The following is a 17,927-nucleotide window of genomic DNA, read 5'->3' on the forward strand; positions in this document are numbered from 1 at the left end:
CGAGATGGCCCGCAAACTCATTAAACACTGTCCGAATCTAACTACTTAAAGAATAGAATTATGGCTTGAATGGCCGCAGCGATAGCAATCACCCAAGTCAATCGCCTGATTGCAGTATCATGGCCCCGCGCTTCTGCGGCTTTGTGCTGTGCTTCTTCAAAGTGAGACACACTTACAAGAGCCTTTCCGGTCAAACGATAACGGCCCGCAACCTTTTCCAAATCGTTCGAAGAAACTAGCGAATCCAGCACAAATTCCAGCTCTGTTAAATAGTAGTCGTGGTCATCAAGACCCCAAAACCGACTAGTGAAGATGTGGTCGCCCAAGTCTATATGAGAAAACTCTTTCGCGAGGGCGTTAACACCACTCTTCTTAGAAATGCCTCGACGCCAGTTGATGGCTTTTCCAAGAATCTCCATACGTTTAGCTGAAAATTGAAAGTCCCTCTTGAACTTTCTTTGTGCTCGAGCCTCTTGAGATTCATTAAACCAATTCACCAATACGTGTCGTTGAAGAACTTCGCTAACAACAAAAAACACTGGGTTGTTAAAGGAAAACTCGGTTCTCCCATAAACTCTTTGGATACGGTAGGACGCTCGTCCAACCAGCGAATACGGAAGGCAAGCGTCTGCCATTCTGCCATCTGGCCACAGAGCTTCTTCGGTTGGCGAGTAAGCCCCTACCATCCCATTCGCGAGGGGTGGCGAAGTTGGCAGGAACCTTATGTTTTTGTCGCAATCAAGATTAATCCAAAAATAAGTAAAATTGTTGTTTTGCTCAGATGGCGAGTACCTTTCGGGAACTTCTCGACAAGTTGCTAGACGCACTCCCAATCGAAGTGCCAAAAAAGTCAATAAATTCATTAAATTATACGTCTAACTCCTCCACAAACCGCGCGTTCTCCTGAATATACTGGAACCGCAGTTCGGGTTTCTTGCCCATCAGGCGCTCAACCAGATCGCCGGTCTCGCCGGGTTCGTCCTCGTCGATGGTGACCCGGATCAATTTCCGGGACGCCGGGTCCATCGTGGTCTCTTTCAGGTCCTTGGCGTCCATCTCGCCCAAACCCTTGAAGCGCGAGACGTCGATCTTGCCCTTGCCGCCCAGACCTTTCTCAAGCCACTCGTCCCGCTCGGCCTCGTCCAGGCAATAGACGCGCTTTGCGCCCTGCGTCAGGCGGTACAGAGGCGGGCAGGCCAGATACAGATGGCCCGCGTCGATCATGGGACGCATCTGGGTAAAGAAGAACGTCATCAGCAGCGCCGCGATATGCGCCCCGTCCACATCCGCGTCGGTCATGATGATGATTTTGTCATAACGCAGGTCGTCGACGTTGAACTTGGTGCCAAGCCCGACACCCAGCGCCTGCGTCAGATCGCTGATTTCGGCATTGGTGCCCAATTTCGAACTGGCCGCGCCCAATACGTTCAGGATTTTACCACGCAGGGGCAGCAGGGCCTGCGTTTTGCGGTTCCGGCCCATCTTGGCGGACCCGCCCGCCGAGTCGCCCTCGACGATGAATAATTCGGTGCCGTCCCGTGTTGAACTACTACAGTCCACCAACTTGCCGGGGAGACGAAGTTTCTTAGTGGCGGACTTGCGTTGTGTTTCCTTCTCGGCCCGTCGGCGCAGGCGTTCCTCAGCCCGCAGGATGAGGAAGTCTAAGATAGCGCCGGCGGATTTCGTGTCGGCGGCCAGCCAGTTGTCGAAATGGTCGCGGACCGAGTTTTCGACCAGCCGCTGCGCCTCGACCGTCGCAAGGCGGTCCTTGGTCTGGCCGACGAATTCCGGTTCAGAGATGAAGCACGACACCAGAGCACAGCCACCGGCCATCAGGTCATCGCGGGTGATCTGCGCAGCCTTCTTGTTGTTGATCAGCTCGCCATAGGCCTTGATGCCCTTGAGCACTGCGGCCCAGAACCCTGCAACATGGGTGCCGCCTTCGGGTGTTGGGACGGTGTTACAGTATGACTGGATGAAGCCATCACGCGAGGGCGTCCAGTTGATCGCCCATTCGACCTTGCCGGGGGTGCCAAATTTCTCCTGAAAATCCACGGTGCCTGCAAAGGGCTGCTCGGCATAGGTGGACGAACCGTTCATCGTCTCTTTCAGATAATCGGAGAGCCCGCCGGGGAAGTGGAAAGTGGCCTCAGTAGGCGTTTCGCCGTCGTCGATGGCGGATTTCCAGCGGATTTCGACGCCCGAGAACAGGTAGGCCTTAGAGCGGATAGATTTGAACAGGCGCGCCGGTTTGAATTTGTGGTGACCAAAGATTTCCGCATCCGCGTGGAACGTGACAGTCGTGCCGCGCCGGTTCGGGGCTGCGCCGATCTTTTCCACAGGGCCCAACGGGATTCCGCGCGAAAACCGCTGTTCGAACAGCGTCTTGTCACGCGCCACCTGTACGACCATCGAATCCGACAGCGCGTTGACCACAGACGCACCCACGCCGTGCAAACCACCCGAAGTCTGGTAAGCCTTGCCCGAGAATTTGCCACCTGCGTGCAGGGTGCACAAGATCACCTCAAGCGCGGATTTGTCCAGGAACTTGGGATGCGGGTCGATCGGAATGCCGCGCCCGTTATCCCGCACGGTCAGGGCATAGTCCGCATGCAGCTCAACCTCGATCCGGTTGGCATGGCCCGCGACCGCTTCGTCCATCGAGTTGTCGAGAATCTCGGCCACCATATGGTGCAGCGCGCGTTCATCGGTGCCGCCAATATACATGCCGGGGCGTTTGCGGACCGGTTCCAGACCTTCGAGAACCTCAATCGAGGAGGCGTCATAGGTAGTGGTCGCTTCTGGCGTCAACAGATCGTCGGGCATGGGTGCTGCTCTTGTTTTTGAGTTTCCCCCATTATGGCAGGTGATGTGGTCCGGGGGAAGAGGGACGCGAGGTGTTGTGGATGGTTTCGGGCGGGTGAGTAAATGGCCCCTGTGCCGCAGTAGGCCCCATTTTGCATCATCAGGCATCGCACTGGCCACCTTTTGCGATGAAACACCATTCACGGTAGTGATCGACGATCCGTCTGCAAACTCCGGCTCATAGCGGCTGCAGTTTCGCCTTGAGGATTTTCGTTGCCTAAACCGTTGATCCCGTTCACACTTACCCAATCACAACAACGGGTACTTGAGGTTCGGGCGTCCAAAACCTTTTCGATCGAAAACAGATTTGCAGGACGGGAGGACGACATGAAAACACTGACCTTTGGGCTGACCTTAGCCATGCTCGCGACCCAAACATTAGCACAACAGACGCTCAGCCTGGCGTCACCGATCCCGGACGGGGCGGAAACGCGGTTTTGCTATTACAAGGGGCTGGCTTATTCCCCGGATTCCTTCATCGTGATCTTCGGCGACAATACCGTCACGGACACGATCAGCACACGAGAGGAGCGGTTGCTGCGTTGTGTGAGCAATGACAAAGGTAACATGCACTGGAAACCACAGAGCACGTTTCAGGTAGGCCGATAAGACAGACGCGCCACCATCATCGAAGGCTTAACGGTCGGATCAGACCGCCATTCCAATCAGCGCGACTCCGGCGGCCATGAGTACGGCGGCACCCAGCCGTCGTATCCAGTTGCCTTCCTTGAGGAATATGAACCCGATCAGTGCTGCGAAGATGACCGAAGTTTCGCGCAGCGCCGAAACTGCGCCCAATGGTGCGAAGTTCTTGGCATACAGCACCAGACCATAAGCTGTCATTGAAACCAGCCCGCCAAGAATACCTGTCATCCATATTTTGACTGGCAGGTCTTTTAAGGTCGCAAGTTTCCGAACCCCGACAAAACCGGCTATGAACAGATGCAGAAACGCCCCCCACGCCCAATAGCTGAGCGTATTGCCCGATAGCCGAACCCCGATCCCGTCAACGACCGAATAGATCGAGATGCAGAACCCGGTGCCCAGCGCGAACACCAGCGCGCTGCGCCCTACGCCCGAGCGTAGCGCTTTCCAGCTGCTCAGCTGAATGCCAACGGCGATCAAGGCGATACCGATCCAGGCCTGAAAAGGCAGCACTTCTCCGACCAGGACCATTGCCCAAAGCGAAACCAGCGCCGGAACAATTCCGCGGGCAATGGGATAGACCACACTCAGATCACCATGCTGATAGGCCTTACCCAGCATGAAATAATAGCCGAAATGCACGATAGTCGAGAGCAGGATATAGGTAAAGCTCTCTGCGCTTGGCAGCGGCAGCACCATCACCATGACCGTCGCAGGCAGCACGTGACCTAAAGCGACCAAACCCAACATGGTGGTTCGATCAGCGGCCGTTTTCACGATCGCATTCCAAACCGCATGCAACAAAGCAGCCGAAAGAATAATGAGGACGACGAACAGGGTCATGCCCGGACCTTTCCCGCAGAGATTGTGCGCATCAAGGGTCGGTTGCCCTATTCACATGGCGCGATGTCGACCAAGTCGCAGATTCGTGTCAAGCCCGTTTCAATTCGGCTGGCTTGTCAGCCAAGTCTCGATTTTCGTGACTGGCCCTTCCCAACCCGGTTCCATGAACAGGAAATGGGCATGACCCTGGACCAGCAAAAAGGTTCCGCGATCCTCATAGCGCTCTGCCAGTGCGCGGCAGGTATGGGGATTAACAGCCCTGTCTTCGGCACCTGAGACCACCAAAACGGGGCAGTCAACCTTGTCGAAATCAACCTTGATTGCGTGGTGGTCATCGAACATCCAAAAGAACATCTCAAACATCACACGCCCGCTTTCAGCCCCCAGCTGATCGTACACCTCATGCTGTTGCGCCTCACCCATCTTATTGAGCGCGAACGGTGCCATCAGTTCGAACTCGACCCGCATGGGCTGTTTCCAGAAGGCCCCGCCCTCCATCAAAGCGCGCGGCACCGCCCGCTCATCGTCGGTTTCAGGTAATGTTCCCCAGGGCGCATTCGGATTGATCAGAACGATGGCGCTGGCCAAACCCCGGGACGCCACTTGTTGCGCCACGACCCCGGCAATGGCATGCCCCAGAATGACAGGTTTGCTGTTCAGACCCTGAACAAATTCCGCTATGTCGTTTGTGTAGTCCATGACGCTGGTATCGGTCAGACCCGGGTCAGGGTCCGCTTTGGGATCGCCGCCGTGGTAACGCAAGGCAGGAACGTGTACCGTCCAACCCCGGTCGCGAAAAAAAGCTGCGTAATCCTGCATGCACCAGGGTCCGGCAAAAGCTCCGTGGATCAGAACAATCTCTTTGGTCATTGAAACCTCCCTCTGCGCTGTTTCCAGTATGGGGATGTGGTAAGATGTTACAACTGCTCGTGATCCCTGTTGCAGGACACACAGTAGGTCCTAAAATCGGGCATATGAGTTTCATAGCCGATAACCAACTGCCGCTGCTAATCCTGTTTTTCCTCATGGGATCCATCGGCACCGCATTTCTGTTTCGTAAACCTGCGGGGCATCGAGCATGGAAACTGGCCGATCTGGTCTGGGTCGTGCTGGGTGGCTTCGGCGCATTGGTGGCCGTTTTGGCGGGGCTTTATACCTCTGACAGCTCACGGTTGGATCGTCAGATCGACGTGGCCTACGCAGCAACGCTGGCTTTCGACCGCGACGCCGCACGGTTCCGACTGCGGTTCTGCGACCCCGCCTACGACCCGGACACAGCGGTTCTGTGCGACAAGGTCGAATTCCTGTCGGCCTCAACCGCCAGCAACTCGGAATTACCCTTATTCATCGCCGTCACAAACGAGGTTGCCCCACTGCAAGGCCTGCATTTCCTGTTTGGACGCCAGTCCAAGGATGAAATGGAGGAAATTCGCGGCATGGCAGCAAAGGCTGATGCCTTCGACATCGATCAGTTTCTGGTCTTCACCTCTATGGACGAGAAAACTCAGGCGGCCATCGATAACATGCGCCGCAAGGTTCCGGCGATCGCCGGAGACTACCTGATCCTTGCTCAGAGCTATGACGATCTGATCGAGCAGGTCAGCAAACTGAAAGAAGAATGGGAATACCTGCAGGACAATGCCCATATTCTGGTCTTACAGATTGTGGCCCTGTGCCTTGTCAGTTTTGCAGCCCCGTTCCGGCTGGGAAAATCTCTGGTTGAATTGCGTGCGACCCTTAACGCCGGTAAGATTGCGCCAGCACCTGCGGATCGGTCCCCAGAAAATAGCGCAGAAGTGTCCATAGATTCCGCGCGCCCCGCCGAAACCACCCCACCCGCTCATAGCGCTCCGCACTCGTAAAGGCGCGCGCGTCCAGAATCGTGATGCGAGGTAACGCACGCACCAGCGCCACATCCTCCATCAGCGGTTGGTCCGGAAACCCTCCTGCCGCTTGATATATATAACGTGGCACCAGCAGGCCCTGATCTCCGTATGGCAACCCAAACACCCGGCTGCGCAGATTGGCCCAGCCAGCCACCCATGCCGGAGCGAGCCCGCGCGCGCGGAACGCCAACCGGAAAGCGGCCGGTTTGTTTGAAGGTAGATGGGCGCTTACGGTCTCGCTCCACCCTTTCTGCAATACAGTGTCCGCATGAAGGATCAGCAGCCAATCACCTTTGGCCTGCGTGCACCCACGGCGTAGCTGTCCACCTCGTGATGGCGTGCCTGACACAATCTCGGCACCAGCCTCTTCCGCAATATCCAGCGTGTGGTCAGTTGATCCAGCGTCACTGACGATCAGTTCCCGGATCAACCCGGTGTGCAGACCTTCCATCAAAGCTTCCAGACACGCGGGCAATGCATCGGCGGCATTAAGGGTCGGTATCACAACGGAGATAGGGGCAGGCACGTCTGATAACCTCTGGTCTTGGCATCGGATCTTCCTATATCACGAGGCCTGAGGAAATGACGAGGACCAAGCCATGCCCACCCGCCGCATACTGCGCCTGACCGGCTCGGACACCGAAAGCTTTTTGCAGGACCTGATTACCAACGACATTAAGGGGTTGAACAACGGGCTGGTCTACGCTGCTTTGCTTACTCCGCAGGGAAAATACCTGGCGGATTTCTTCCTGAAACGAGATGCCGATGGTATCCTTCTGGATGTGGCCGAGCACCTTGCGGACGATCTGGTCAAACGTCTGGCGATGTACAAATTGCGTGCAGATGTAGCGATCGAGGGCACAGATCTGAACCTGCAACGCGGCATCGGAGCGGCGCCGGATACTGCCCTGCCCGATCCCCGTCACACAGACATGGGCTGGCGCAACTATTCCGCCGCCCCTGAAGGCGATGACGGATCCGATTGGGATGCACTACGCGTCCGGCACTGCATTCCCGAGGCAGGCACAGAGCTGACCCCGGACAGCTATATCCTTGAATCCGGGTTCGAAGCGCTGAATGGCGTTGATTTCAAAAAGGGCTGCTATGTCGGTCAGGAAGTGACCGCGCGCATGAAGCACAAAACCGAACTGCGCAAAGGTCTGCGGCGCGTCGTTGTGCAGGGCGCGGCCCCGGTGGGAACCGAGATCACGGCAAACGGCAAACCCGTCGGAACTTTGTACACGCAAGCCGGCGGGCAAGGGATTGCATACCTGCGATTTGATCGCGCAAGGGGTGAGATGCGGGCGGACAACGCCACGGTGCGTCTGGAAAACTGAGCTGATCTTGTTGCGAAATCGGCACGTCCAACACAGCAGCTTGTATCGTAAAGTTTGAACCTATCGTCGTGCGCTGCCACAGTGCGGGTAAACAGGGCAAACCGGATTTCTGCATGTTTCGACTTTATTCCGCGATCTGGCGTGCCAGTGCTGGGCGGCAAATAATCTTAATCCTGCTTTCCATTGCCATTGCCGGCCTTGCCGCCGTACCGCTGGAGTTTCAGCGCGACATCATCAACCACCTGACGTCCGACGATGTCGGCATCGAAAAGCTGATCCAGCTGGGCATAGGCATGATGGCGGTCATCCTGCTGAGCCTCGTGTTGAAATGGATATTGGGGTTTCGAGCCGGCACCCTGGGCGAAGACATGATCCGGCTGATCCGCCAGCGCTTACTGTGGCGATCGACTGACCTGAAGGAAACCGGCGAAAGCCTGCGCAAAGGCACCATGACCACAGCCATTTCGGCTGAGGCTGAAGAACTGGGTAAATTCGCGGGCGGCGCATTCTCGGACCCGGTTGTTCAGATTGGAACGCTGATCAGCGTCATTGGCTATATCTCTTCCACTCAGCCGGGTCTGGGTCTGATCGCGTTTTCTATGATCGTTCCGCAAATCATCATCGTTCTGGTCTCGCAGCGCAAAGTGAACACTTTCGTGGCGGAACGTGTCCGTATTCTACGCGGTGCCACGGACCGGCTGACGACCGAGGACATTGAAGCCGTCGAGCGGGATATCAATGCCATGTTCGATGACATATACGACACGCGACGTCGGATGTTCCTTTGGAAACTGTCAGCAAAATTCCTGCTGAGTGTGATTAATGGGGCCGGCACCGTCGGCATCCTGATGCTGGGTGGCTATTTGGTCCTGCAAGGGAAAACGGATGTCGGCACCGTGGTGGCTGCCACTAGCGGGCTCAGCCGCATTCAGGGACCCACAGCGTTTTTGATTGCATTCTATCGCCAGGTCAGCGCCAATCGCATCAAATACGAGTTGATGCTGGAGCTTTTCGGCCCGGATCCAACACGCTATCGTTACCGCCCTTCCGCATAAAAAAGACCGCACGGCGGGTGCCTGCGCGGTCTGATGTGAAAAGTGACAAAACGTCACGCGCGTTCGGAGTATTCCATCGTTTCCGTGTTCACGATGATCATTTCATCCTGACCGATGAACGGCGGAACCATGACTTTCACGCCGTTGTCCAGCACCGCAGGCTTGAATGAGTTCGCCGCAGTTTGACCTTTTACCACCGGCTCGGTCTCGACGATTTTACAGGTCACTTTCTGCGGCAGCGTCGCGTTCAACGCCTCGCTTTCGTAAAATTCGACAACGATGGTCATTCCGTCCTGCAGAAACGGGCGGCGTTCACCCAGCAATTCTGCAGGCAATTCAATCTGTTCGTAGGTCTCGGCGTCCATGAACACAAGCATCCCGTCGGATTCGTACAGGAATTGCTGGTCCTTTTGCTCAAGACGCACACGTTCGACTTTGTCCGCAGACCGGAAGCGTTCGTTCAGCTTCGAGCCGTTGCGCAGGTTGCGCAGTTCGACTTGTGCAAAAGCCCCGCCTTTGCCGGGCTTTACATGGTCAACCTTGACCGCTGCCCACAGGCCATCGTTATGCTCAAGCACATTGCCGGGGCGAATTTCGTTCCCATTTATCTTGGGCATTGCATAAATCCTTCACAAACGGTTGATGCGTCAGTTGCGCTCCCTATATCTGGCGGGATCACACCTGACAAGACAACGAAACCTAGTGCTGCAGGTGCAGCGAGATATGCAAATGACGCAACGCAACTATGCATTTCAAGTGTATCCGAATCACGCTTAATAGGTCATAAGGACCCTCACGCCGAAAATGCAAGAGCAAGAACAACAAGGGAAACGAGATGAGAGATTTCGTTGACGGCACTGCCTTTAACAATGAGCAAGGCAATCGTGCCCGTAAACTTTTCGCGGCCGTTGTGTTGGCTGCGCTGGACGATGCAATTGCCGATGACAAGAAGTATGGCAACGGTCCGGAACAGATTGCCCGTTGGGCCCGGTCGCGCGATGGCCGCGAGGTTTTGTCCTGCGCGGGTATTGACCCGAATGAGCGGGTTGTGGACGGGTTGATGGAATTCGTTGGACGTGGTGTGCGCACCTCGGTTGCGCTGTCGCGTGAAGAAAGCGAACGCCGCAATGCTGCACAACAGGCCGAAGCCGCCTGATCCAAGGCGTTTTCGTAGTGAAAAAACGCGCTCTGCCTATCAGAGCGCGTTTTTCTATTTTGGGTTCCCTAGCATTCAGTATGTTAGATCAAAAGAACAACAGCCATTGCCGCACCACCCAGATTTCAGCCGCCAGCATGGTCGCAAACAGCGTTTTTCCCCAAACCGGCAATCCGCGCTGCCACAGCAATACATATGCAGCCAGACAGACCGCGGCTGACACTGGCGCCACCCACAGGGCATGATGGTCACTGTCCCAGTAACTGACAGGGCTGTGAAACACCCAGTCGCTGAAGGGCCAGAATTGTGGTCGTCCGTCGCCAGCATGAAGCAGAAAATCTGTCGCAAGATGCAACAGACCTGCCGCTGCCCCGACAGCCAGGACACGCCAACCTTTCCAAACTGCCAATAACAATACTGCCCCCCAAATCAGGAAGGAATTGTCTATGGCGAATACGGTCTGCCAGGTCGGGGAAAAGTAAAGCTGCTCAAAAACCACCTGTTCCGGAATGCCCAAAACAAACAGGGACACGCCCGCCATGAGGTACAGGGACATATCCGGCAGCAACGCTCCGACCAACGCAGCCCACAGGATACGCCCTTGCGGAGGCCGGGCAAACGCGGCGGCCCCGATCAAAAGATGCGCTGGCGTGTTCATCCGGGGCTTTCCCTTTTGGCTCAAATCATATCATCTGCGCCTCGACGTATAGGAGACAAGACATGGTTCGCGCCATCATGATTCAAGGCACCGGCAGCAATGTCGGAAAATCGGTTCTGGTGGCCGGTCTGGCGCGCGCCTACACGCGCCGTGGGTTTCGGGTGGCGCCATTCAAACCGCAAAACATGTCGAACAATGCAGCCGTCACCGAAAACGGGGGCGAGATTGGCCGCGCGCAAGCCCTTCAGGCCCGAGCGGCCAAACGGGCAACTCACACGGATATGAACCCTATTCTGTTGAAGCCTGAAACCGATACCGGCGCGCAGATCATCGTTCAGGGGCAACGGGCGGGCACAATGAAGGCCGGGGACTATCGCAAGGACAAGTCCAAATTACTAGGAGCTGCTCTGGAAAGCTTTGATCGGCTCTGCGCCGATGCTGATCTGGTTCTGATCGAGGGCGCGGGCAGCCCGGCTGAGACCAACCTGCGCAAGGGCGACATCGCAAATATGGGATTTGCCTGCGCCGCGAGTATTCCGGTTGTTCTGGTCGGGGATATTCACCGCGGCGGCGTGATCGCGCAGATTGTTGGCACCCAGGCAGTGCTGGACGAGGGCGATCTGGCGCAGATCAGGGGGTTTGCCGTCAATCGGTTCAAAGGAGATGTGTCCCTGTTTGACGAAGGGCGCGATGACATCTCCGCTCGTACAGGCTGGCCCTGTCTCGGGGTCGTGCCATGGTTTCACGACGCCTGGAAGCTGCCGGCCGAAGACATGATGGACATCCGTTCTCATGCCGGCGGCGCGTGCAAGGTCGTAGTGCCTCAGCTGGAGCGTATGGCGAATTTCGACGACCTCGATCCGCTTTCGGCTGAACCCGGCGTGAGTGTCGAGATCATCCCCGGCGGACGCCCCCTGCCCGGCGACGCTGATCTGGTTCTGTTGCCGGGAAGTAAATCCACCATCGGAGATCTGACCTATTTCCGGGCACAAGGCTGGGATATCGACCTTTATGCCCATGTCCGCCGGGGCGGACATGTTCTGGGCCTGTGCGGGGGTTATCAGATGCTGGGTAAAACCATTTCCGATCCCGGTGGAGTTGACGGCAGACCCGGCAAAACTGACGGGTTGGGATTGCTGGATGTCGATACGGTCATGGGTGGCCAGAAACAGGTCATCCTGCGTACGGCCCACGCCCTGCCCGAACGCGAACCAGTCAGCGGGTACGAAATCCACATGGGTCACACCGACGGTCCAGACTGTGCCCGCGCATGGTTGGAGGTCGAAGGGCGACCAGAGGGTGCTGCCAGCAAAAACGGGCGGATCATGGGCAGCTATTTACACGGTATTTTTTCATCCGACGCATTCCGCGCGCGCTATTTGGCAACGCTGGGTGCGACTTCGGATACTGCCTACGAAGACGGTGTGGAACAGGCGCTGGACGATCTTGCCGATCATCTGGAACGCCATATGGATCTTGAGTTGCTACTGAGCCTCGCACAGTCGCCGCAGCGCGGCTGAAACTTATTCCATCTCTTTCGCGGCCAGGGCGCGTGCGATTTCCCGCCGCACCATCTTGCGCACGTTTCGCGTGATCCGTTCGCCCATGGCACCCTGCAGCTCCTGCCGCACAACTTCTGCGATCAGGTCGCGCAAAGTTTCTTCATCCATGTCGATCGTCGCGACCTCTTCCGCCCTGTCAGCGGCAGGCCCATTTTCGGCCTGTTGGGTCGATCGAATGAACTCCACGTGTTGGGCTGTGTCGGCCTCCGGCTGCGGATCGCTCGGTCCTTCCACCGCAGTCAGAACGGCAGTCCTTCCAGCGGCGAACTCCTCTTCGACATTCCATGGCAGAGCCTGTGTCGGTGTGCCCGAATAGGCATCTGCGCTGTCGCCATCCGGTTCCCACTGATCCTCGGTTTGCGCTATTGCCGCTTCCAACGCCTCGATCTTGGCGCTCAGGCTGATCGCAGGGTCATCTGAAGAGCTGGACTTTGCGACACTTGTCTCCGTCTCGTCAGCCGCAGCGTTGGCCGGATCGCCCGCCCGAACAATGTCGCAGGCGCGCAGCAGCATCGGCTTGGCCGAGTCGGCAACACCAGGTTTCGGCTTGGCAGGAATCGCTTCGGGCTGTGCTGGTTTGCTGATGCGTAGCGCGTCTGTCAGCACCAACCGCCCCGGCTTGCGCGCTGCACCCTGTTGATCCGAGGCGGATTTACCGCGACTGTCTTCACTGACCAGACGTTTGACCGAAGACAGAACGTCTTCGATCCCTGCTTTCACGACATTATCAGACATTGTTCTCTACCGCTCTATCGTTGGATCGAGTGTAGCCAAACAATCCGAGCCCTACAACAAATAGTATTACCGGTTAATCCCGACGCAACGCTTTGAGAACTCGATCCAGATCCTTGCTCTGTTTGCTGACACGCGCGGGGGCTTTCTTGACCAGGTTGTAGTACAAAGTCGGGTCGTAGATCTGAACTGCCAGACCCAGACGTTCTGCCGTCAAAAGGCCTTGCGCCTGCAAAAGCTGATACGCCGCGCGGGACCGTTCCGTTCGCGATGCCACTTCGGCCAGCTGCGCGTCCAGCAAATCCTGCTGGGCATTCAGAACATCCAACGTTGTCCGGGCACCCAAGGTCGCTTCTTCCCGGATGCCATCAAAAGCGACTTGCGAGGCGCGAACCCGTTCCGTTGATGCCCTGAGGCTGGCGCTGGCCGCCTGAAACGCGGCATACCGGTCTGTTACGCCCTGCGTAATGTCCTTCTGTACATTCAGAAGGTTCGCGCGCGACGCGTCCCGGTTGGCCATAGCGCGCCGCACATTCGCGGCCAAGCGGCCACCGGCATAAATGGGTTGGTTGAAATTCAGCGAAACGGTTGCGTCATTCACGTAATCGTCGTTGTCATAGCTTTCCCTCACGCCCGCATCCGCGTTCAGGCTGACATTCGGCCCAAGGTTGGCCCGTTGTTGCTGTACAATCAGATCAAACGCACGGACCTGATGCTGCGCCGACAGGATCGCCGGATGGTTGCGCTGCGCGAGGCTAACCGCCTCTGCCTCACTCCGTGGCAAATTAGGCAGGCTCGGTTGACCAGCTGTCCGCCCAGGCGCCTTACCAACCGCATTTACATATTCAGCCTGCGCAATGCTCAATTCACCGCGTGCGACCGCAAGATCCGCCTGCGAGCTTGCCAGCTGCGCCTCGGACAGAGCGACGTCAGTACGTGTAACCTCACCGACCTCAAAGCGGTCATTCGATGCGCGAAGCTCTTCCGCCGAAACATCCACGTTGTTCTGGCGAATTGTAACAGTCTCTTCCTGAAGCAGCACACCCAGATACGCGTTCGTAGCACGGATAAGGACCTGTTGCTCGATATCGATAAGGGTTTGCCGGGTCGACAGCACGGTTTCCTGCGCCGATTGCTTGCCCAGAACCGAAGCGCCGCCATCATACAGAAGCTGCCCAAGTGTCAGACCGGTGAAAAAACGGGACGGCTCGCTCGTCGTGACTACGTTGTTGGTCCGTGACCGGGTGTAGTCCTGACTGACCTGCACAGTCCAGTTGATGATTGGGCGCAACGCGGAAAGCGCGATCGCCACGTCTTCATCAGCTGCTCGCAACAGCGCCCGGTTCTGCTCCAGCAAGCCGCTCGTGTTATATGCACCAATGAAGGCGTCTGTTATATTATCAGCCCACACCGCGCGCCCTGGCATTACGCTCATGGCAAGTCCTGCGGTCACTGCGAATGCCCTGACCAGCTTGCCTGTCGCTGAACCACGCATACCGAAATCCTCTCAAATCGAAATTACACTGCCCTGCAGGCAGTTTGCGGTCTTCTTTTCAACTAATCAAGGCGGCAGAAAAATCTATCGGCGGACTATAGCGAAAATGCACACTCTGCCGAAAAGCTCTCTAGTATCGGTGCACTGGCGTTGAACGCATCCCGCCAGCTGACGCGGCCACCGGTCTTTCGACCGATCCGTACGGTCCCAAGATTGCCTTCGACAAACAGGCAAGCGATCCGGCCGTGTTCCTTGAGCTGATCCAACAGAGCTTCGGGAACCCGTTCGACGCCGCCCTGCACCATAATTGCATCGTAAGGACCATGCTCAGCCACGCCCTGCTCCAACGGACCTACATGGATAATGGCATTGTCCACGTCTGCCTCGGCCAGAAGGTTTTGTGCCTCTGCTGCCAGCGAGTCGTCGCTTTCCACACCAACAACCAATTGCGCCATTCGCGCGGTCACGGCAGTGGAATACCCCGTCGCAGGAGCGATATCGAGAACCATCTCGTCGTTCGAAATGTTGAGCGCATCCAGCATTTTCGCCAGTGTTCTCGGCTCGAGCATACTGCGCCCGTCACCCAGATCGACTACGCCGTCGACATAAGCAGCTTCTCGCTGCGCGTCAGGTACGAAATTTTCGCGCGGGACATTCAGCATCGCCTCTATGATCGGGAACTTGGTAACATCTGAAGGTCGAATCTGTGTATCGACCATGGTGCGGCGCCGGGCTGCGAAATCTGTCATAGGATCTCTCGTCTTATTCCCAAAGTTATCCGGCTTGTGCCACATCCTGAACCGCCCAGCAACGGCCCTGTTGACGCAACCCGCTTACGTCTTTGCGTTTGCGGTCGCAGGCTTTGGTAAATTTCAATCTAGTCGTCGAAATTGCGCGCAATCCACTGGACGCCCTTTAGGAAAGCTGTTAAAACCCCAAGCACACCACAGCAAGTATTTGATTTTGCTTGAAAAGGCGAGTTGGCGGAGTGGTGACGCAGCGGATTGCAAATCCGTGTACACCGGTTCGATTCCGGTACTCGCCTCCAAATTTCATGCAGAATTAAGATACAGTTTACCCGGAGACGTTCGGATCTCGGATTAAAGTGCCTTCGCCGATCTTGCTTCGACCGCATCAAAACAGCACCGTGTATACATAAGACATGTGGTGTCTCCACGCGTCTTTGCAACTGCTGCTATGCAGCGCCGTGTTTTTTTACCTTTCTCGCCCCGCCACCATATGGGAAATATTATGTCCTAAAATCAATCAAAAACGAAATTTCATGACAAGGCGGGCAGGATGAATTAGGAGTTTAAGAAAGAAAGTAAGTTCTGGACGTATTGTGGAACACATAACCTTTACCTTCGAGATGGGAGTCGTTTGCGCCCTTCTGGCTTTCACCGTTTTTCTGTTCGTATCCGAAATCGTCAGAATCGACCTTTCCGCCATATTGGTTCTGGTTCTCATCGGCTTGCTCAGCTACGCGCCGGGTCTTCAAAATCTTGCGGATGTCCCCCGTCTGTTTGATGGGTTTGCATCCAATGCTGTCATCTCGATCATTGCGGTGATGATCGTCGGTGCGGGTTTGGACAAGACGGGTATCATGAACAAGGTAGCTGCCGTCATCCTCAAATATGGTGGTAAATCCGAAGGCAGAGTTGTGCCAATCATTTCCGGAACTGTTGGCGTTATTTCCTCATTCATGCAGAATGTCGGCGCCGCCGCTCTGTTCCTGCCGGTTGTCAGCCGCATTTCTTCACGGTCAGGTATCCCCCTATCGCGTCTGCTGATGCCGATGGGATTCTGCGCCATTTTGGGTGGCACCATGACGATGGTCGGTTCTTCGCCTCTTATCCTGCTCAACGATCTTGTCCTGACGGCTAACGACGGTTTACCGGACTCGCAGAAAATGGAGCCCTTCGGCCTTTTCTCGGTCACACCGATCGGGGCAGTTCTGATCCTGACAGGAATAGGCTATTTTCTGCTTTTGGGTCGCTGGGTTTTGCCTGCAGCTGAAGGGCCGGACAATACAGGCACCGGACAAGGGACACAGGAATACCTGCAGCGGGTCTATGGGCTCAAAGCGGATGTGTTTGAGGTCGTGGTGCCTGAGGACAGCCCTTTGGTTGGTGAGATCCTGGCCGATATCAACCATGAAAACCACCTGTATATCATTTCGACCTTCTATCGCGGCAAGACTTCGATGGTTCAGGTGTTGACGGCCGAAATTGCGGCACCCTGTCGGTTGGCCATCGTCGGGCGACGTTGGGAAGTGGAGGTATTCGCTAAGAAGTTCGGACTGACCGTTCTGCCAGACCTGGACATTTTCGTCGAAGAGTTCGCCCCCACCAATGCGGGGGTTGCCGAGGTGGTCGTCACGCCAGACAGCAAGCTGATCGGCAAATGCCCCCGCGAGCTTTTGTTCCGCAAGACCTATGGCATGTCGCTGCTGGCCATTCACCGGGGCGAAGAGACGCTCAGCCATGTCGAGACGGACGACCACAAATCCACTCAGATCGGACTCGAGAAATTCCAGGCGGGTGATATGCTTGTGGCGCATACCAGATGGGACAACCTGATGCGGATCAAGCGTGATCCGGATTTTGTTGTTGTGACGACTGACTTTCCACAAGACGAGCTGAGGCCGCAGAAGGTCGGCTGGGCGCTGGCATTTTTTGCCATTTCACTGTCCTTGATTCTATTCACAGATGTCCGGCTTTCGCTGTGCCTGCTGACCGGAGCGGCAGGCATGATGCTGACACGGGTGCTGAGCGTGGATGAGGCATACCGGGCTGTTGGATGGAACACCGTTTTCCTGCTTGCCTGCCTCATACCATTGGGGCAAGCCGTGCAGAACACTGGCACCGCTGCATGGATTGCGCAGCAGATCATGGTAATTCTGGACGGCTGGCCGCTCTGGTCACTGCAAACCGGTATCGCCATTCTGGCTACAGCCTTTTCGCTGGTCATGTCGAATGTCGGGGCTACGGTCCTGCTCGTGCCGCTTGCAGTGTCGATTGCGGTGGCGGCAGGAGGGAACCCATCCGTCTTTGCTCTGACAGTCGCCATCTCCACCTCGAACAGCTTCATCATTCCAACCCATCAGGTGAACGCGCTGATCATGGGGCCGGCAGGTTACAAAGTGATGGATTTCGTGCGCTCGGGCGGAGTTATGACGGCTCTGTTTTTGGTCGTCTCGCTGGTTATGATCAACCTCATATATTAAGGCGAAAAGATCGGTTGTATTCGATGGCCTTTTCCCTCGTTCAAAAAGGCTCAGCTAAGGCAACCCGTCATCACGGTGGGCTACCCTCCATAAGATGTTGATAATCGCCGGGCTCATCCCAGACTAATCCCCTGCACACGATGCCGCCCATCGCCGTCCAGAGGTCGCTTTTTCTCCCTCGGCATAAATGTTACGCGCGACTCGCTTGACAAGCAGGCCAGCGGTGCCGCATGTCCCTTTCGTTGGTGTCGGCGACAGCCGATGAAAAGGGAATGCGTCAACGGGTTTACCGCCAAACGCAGCCGCCCCCGCGACCGTGAACGGAGAGGGTGCCCAATGCCACTGGCCACAGGCCGGGAAGGCGGGACATCCGACAGAGGCCCGCCTCTGGTATCTGCAAGCCGGGAGACCTGCCAACAACCGAAGTTGAAACCGGGCGGGGTGTTCCGGTGTCGGGTCCGTGACCA

16 protein-coding genes, 1 tRNA gene, 1 pseudogene and 1 riboswitch are annotated in these 17,927 nt (G+C 56.4%); of the genes and pseudogenes, 8 read left to right on the plus strand and 10 right to left on the minus strand.

Annotated elements, in window-relative coordinates:
• Window positions 1-41: 41 nt before the first annotated feature.
• Both ACR0K5_RS18005 and parE read right to left on the minus strand, forming a co-directional pair.
• A complete protein-coding gene (locus ACR0K5_RS18005; RefSeq protein WP_480631027.1) occupies window positions 42-539 on the minus strand; it encodes a hypothetical protein in 498 nt (165 codons plus the stop codon).
• A 328-nt stretch (window positions 540-867) separates the two neighbouring features.
• Complete coding sequence (gene parE / locus ACR0K5_RS18010) at window positions 868-2,826, minus strand: DNA topoisomerase IV subunit B (RefSeq protein WP_480631028.1); 1,959 nt, start codon at window positions 2,824-2,826, stop codon at window positions 868-870.
• Window positions 2,827-3,192: 366 nt separating this feature from the next.
• Here parE and ACR0K5_RS18015 point away from each other — a divergent pair, with 366 nt between their 5' ends.
• Complete coding sequence (locus ACR0K5_RS18015; protein ID WP_480631029.1) at window positions 3,193-3,474, plus strand: hypothetical protein; 282 nt, start codon at window positions 3,193-3,195, stop codon at window positions 3,472-3,474.
• A 39-nt stretch (window positions 3,475-3,513) separates the two neighbouring features.
• Here the strand turns inward: ACR0K5_RS18015 and ACR0K5_RS18020 are convergent, their stop codons facing one another.
• Both ACR0K5_RS18020 and ACR0K5_RS18025 read right to left on the minus strand, forming a co-directional pair.
• Window positions 3,514-4,353 (minus strand): EamA family transporter, encoded by an 840-nt coding sequence (locus ACR0K5_RS18020; protein ID WP_480631030.1) that lies wholly within the window; start codon window positions 4,351-4,353, stop codon window positions 3,514-3,516.
• 99 nt (window positions 4,354-4,452) lie between these two features.
• Window positions 4,453-5,223 carry an alpha/beta hydrolase gene (locus tag ACR0K5_RS18025; protein WP_480631031.1) on the minus strand — a complete coding sequence of 257 codons (771 nt, stop codon included), beginning with the start codon at window positions 5,221-5,223 and terminating at the stop codon, window positions 4,453-4,455.
• A 104-nt stretch (window positions 5,224-5,327) separates the two neighbouring features.
• Here ACR0K5_RS18025 and ACR0K5_RS18030 point away from each other — a divergent pair.
• Window positions 5,328-6,083 (plus strand): annotated as a pseudogene (locus ACR0K5_RS18030) (hypothetical protein); the annotation flags it as partial.
• Between the two features lie 7 nt (window positions 6,084-6,090).
• Here ACR0K5_RS18030 and ACR0K5_RS18035 read toward each other — a convergent pair.
• Window positions 6,091-6,765, minus strand: coding sequence for a TIGR04283 family arsenosugar biosynthesis glycosyltransferase (locus tag ACR0K5_RS18035; RefSeq protein ID WP_480631032.1), 675 nt, complete (start codon window positions 6,763-6,765; stop codon window positions 6,091-6,093).
• Between the two features lie 73 nt (window positions 6,766-6,838).
• Here ACR0K5_RS18035 and ygfZ point away from each other — a divergent pair, with 73 nt between their 5' ends.
• Complete coding sequence (ygfZ, locus tag ACR0K5_RS18040; protein ID WP_480631033.1) at window positions 6,839-7,576, plus strand: CAF17-like 4Fe-4S cluster assembly/insertion protein YgfZ; 738 nt, start codon at window positions 6,839-6,841, stop codon at window positions 7,574-7,576.
• A 113-nt stretch (window positions 7,577-7,689) separates the two neighbouring features.
• Window positions 7,690-8,631, plus strand: coding sequence for an ABC transporter transmembrane domain-containing protein (locus tag ACR0K5_RS18045; RefSeq protein ID WP_480631034.1), 942 nt, complete (start codon window positions 7,690-7,692; stop codon window positions 8,629-8,631).
• A 53-nt stretch (window positions 8,632-8,684) separates the two neighbouring features.
• On the opposite strand, the gene efp is transcribed toward ACR0K5_RS18045, so the two are convergent.
• Window positions 8,685-9,248 carry an elongation factor P gene (efp, locus tag ACR0K5_RS18050; protein ID WP_480631035.1) on the minus strand — a complete coding sequence of 188 codons (564 nt, stop codon included), beginning with the start codon at window positions 9,246-9,248 and terminating at the stop codon, window positions 8,685-8,687.
• Window positions 9,249-9,466: 218 nt separating this feature from the next.
• Between efp and ACR0K5_RS18055 the strand changes: the two genes are divergently transcribed.
• A complete protein-coding gene (locus ACR0K5_RS18055; protein ID WP_170572372.1) occupies window positions 9,467-9,787 on the plus strand; it encodes a DUF6280 family protein in 321 nt (106 codons plus the stop codon).
• A gap of 88 nt (window positions 9,788-9,875) precedes the next feature.
• On the opposite strand, the gene ACR0K5_RS18060 is transcribed toward ACR0K5_RS18055, so the two are convergent.
• Window positions 9,876-10,445 carry a cobalamin biosynthesis protein CobQ gene (locus ACR0K5_RS18060; RefSeq protein ID WP_480631036.1) on the minus strand — a complete coding sequence of 190 codons (570 nt, stop codon included), beginning with the start codon at window positions 10,443-10,445 and terminating at the stop codon, window positions 9,876-9,878.
• A 62-nt stretch (window positions 10,446-10,507) separates the two neighbouring features.
• Here ACR0K5_RS18060 and ACR0K5_RS18065 point away from each other — a divergent pair, with 62 nt between their 5' ends.
• Window positions 10,508-11,965 carry a cobyric acid synthase gene (locus ACR0K5_RS18065; protein ID WP_480631037.1) on the plus strand — a complete coding sequence of 486 codons (1,458 nt, stop codon included), beginning with the start codon at window positions 10,508-10,510 and terminating at the stop codon, window positions 11,963-11,965.
• A gap of 3 nt (window positions 11,966-11,968) precedes the next feature.
• Here the strand turns inward: ACR0K5_RS18065 and ACR0K5_RS18070 are convergent, their stop codons facing one another.
• The 3 genes from ACR0K5_RS18070 to ACR0K5_RS18080 form a co-directional block, all read right to left on the minus strand.
• The gene (locus ACR0K5_RS18070; RefSeq protein WP_480631038.1) at window positions 11,969-12,742 is read right to left on the minus strand and encodes a hypothetical protein; all 774 of its coding nucleotides are present in this window, start codon (window positions 12,740-12,742) and stop codon (window positions 11,969-11,971) included.
• Between the two features lie 73 nt (window positions 12,743-12,815).
• A complete protein-coding gene (locus ACR0K5_RS18075) occupies window positions 12,816-14,234 on the minus strand; it encodes a TolC family outer membrane protein (protein WP_480631039.1) in 1,419 nt (472 codons plus the stop codon).
• A 95-nt stretch (window positions 14,235-14,329) separates the two neighbouring features.
• A complete protein-coding gene (locus ACR0K5_RS18080) occupies window positions 14,330-14,983 on the minus strand; it encodes a protein-L-isoaspartate O-methyltransferase family protein (RefSeq protein ID WP_480631040.1) in 654 nt (217 codons plus the stop codon).
• Window positions 14,984-15,208: 225 nt separating this feature from the next.
• Between ACR0K5_RS18080 and ACR0K5_RS18085 the strand changes: the two genes are divergently transcribed.
• Window positions 15,209-15,282 (plus strand) — tRNA-Cys (locus tag ACR0K5_RS18085).
• A gap of 321 nt (window positions 15,283-15,603) precedes the next feature.
• The gene (locus ACR0K5_RS18090; RefSeq protein WP_480631104.1) at window positions 15,604-17,460 is read left to right on the plus strand and encodes an SLC13 family permease; all 1,857 of its coding nucleotides are present in this window, start codon (window positions 15,604-15,606) and stop codon (window positions 17,458-17,460) included.
• 226 nt (window positions 17,461-17,686) lie between these two features.
• A riboswitch (cobalamin riboswitch) is annotated at window positions 17,687-17,892 on the plus strand.
• Window positions 17,893-17,927: the final 35 nt, after the last annotated feature.

The sequence above is a fragment of the Ruegeria sp. AB9 genome (assembly GCF_056542585.1).

Coding starts and splice junctions, on each gene's coding strand:
- ACR0K5_RS18045 (WP_480631034.1), top strand. CDS start 7,690: ATGTTTCGACTTTATTCCGCGATCTGGCGTGCCAGTGCTGGGCGGCAA.
- ACR0K5_RS18015 (WP_480631029.1), top strand. CDS start 3,193: ATGAAAACACTGACCTTTGGGCTGACCTTAGCCATGCTCGCGACCCAA.
- efp (WP_480631035.1), bottom strand. CDS start 9,248: ATGCCCAAGATAAATGGGAACGAAATTCGCCCCGGCAATGTGCTTGAG.
- ACR0K5_RS18060 (WP_480631036.1), bottom strand. CDS start 10,445: ATGAACACGCCAGCGCATCTTTTGATCGGGGCCGCCGCGTTTGCCCGG.
- ACR0K5_RS18065 (WP_480631037.1), top strand. CDS start 10,508: ATGGTTCGCGCCATCATGATTCAAGGCACCGGCAGCAATGTCGGAAAA.
- parE (WP_480631028.1), bottom strand. CDS start 2,826: ATGCCCGACGATCTGTTGACGCCAGAAGCGACCACTACCTATGACGCC.
- ACR0K5_RS18080 (WP_480631040.1), bottom strand. CDS start 14,983: ATGACAGATTTCGCAGCCCGGCGCCGCACCATGGTCGATACACAGATT.
- ACR0K5_RS18070 (WP_480631038.1), bottom strand. CDS start 12,742: ATGTCTGATAATGTCGTGAAAGCAGGGATCGAAGACGTTCTGTCTTCG.
- ACR0K5_RS18090 (WP_480631104.1), top strand. CDS start 15,604: ATGGGAGTCGTTTGCGCCCTTCTGGCTTTCACCGTTTTTCTGTTCGTA.
- ACR0K5_RS18025 (WP_480631031.1), bottom strand. CDS start 5,223: ATGACCAAAGAGATTGTTCTGATCCACGGAGCTTTTGCCGGACCCTGG.
- ACR0K5_RS18075 (WP_480631039.1), bottom strand. CDS start 14,234: ATGCGTGGTTCAGCGACAGGCAAGCTGGTCAGGGCATTCGCAGTGACC.
- ACR0K5_RS18055 (WP_170572372.1), top strand. CDS start 9,467: ATGAGAGATTTCGTTGACGGCACTGCCTTTAACAATGAGCAAGGCAAT.
- ACR0K5_RS18020 (WP_480631030.1), bottom strand. CDS start 4,353: ATGACCCTGTTCGTCGTCCTCATTATTCTTTCGGCTGCTTTGTTGCAT.
- ygfZ (WP_480631033.1), top strand. CDS start 6,839: ATGCCCACCCGCCGCATACTGCGCCTGACCGGCTCGGACACCGAAAGC.